We start from the raw sequence: 326 nt of genomic DNA, 5'->3' as shown, positions 1-326 counted from the left end.
CCGCGCCCCACACGGTCGAACAGCTGAGTCCCATGCCGCGCCTCCAGCGCCGCCACCGCCGCGCTGACCGCTGACTGGGTCAGGTTCAGCGCCTCGGCCGCCCGCGTCATGTGCAGACGCTCGGCCACGGCGACAAAGATACGGAGCTGTTCCAGCGTCATGGCCAATCAATCGCTTTTATCGATTGTTAAATCCAGAACTATCCGTTGGATCGATCAGAGACCGGAGCAGATGATGCGGCGTCATGACGACCGCCCATCCTTCCGCCCACGCGCCCTCCAGCCTGATCGGCCCGCTGCACGGCCTCGCACGTCTGTTGCCCGGCG

General features: G+C 65.3%; 1 protein-coding gene. It reads right to left on the bottom strand.

Annotated elements, in window-relative coordinates; genetic code table 11:
* The coding region (locus HX774_RS19395) for a LysR family transcriptional regulator (RefSeq protein WP_178829030.1) at positions 1-161 on the bottom strand (161 nt) is incomplete at its 3' end.
* Positions 162-326: the final 165 nt, after the last annotated feature.

It is taken from the genome of Brevundimonas sp. P7753, from assembly GCF_013386595.1.
In the GTDB taxonomy this organism is placed as follows: domain Bacteria; phylum Pseudomonadota; class Alphaproteobacteria; order Caulobacterales; family Caulobacteraceae; genus Brevundimonas; species Brevundimonas bullata.
The sequence above is the reverse complement of the archived record's forward strand: the minus strand, read 5'-3'. Positions and strand labels throughout refer to the sequence as shown.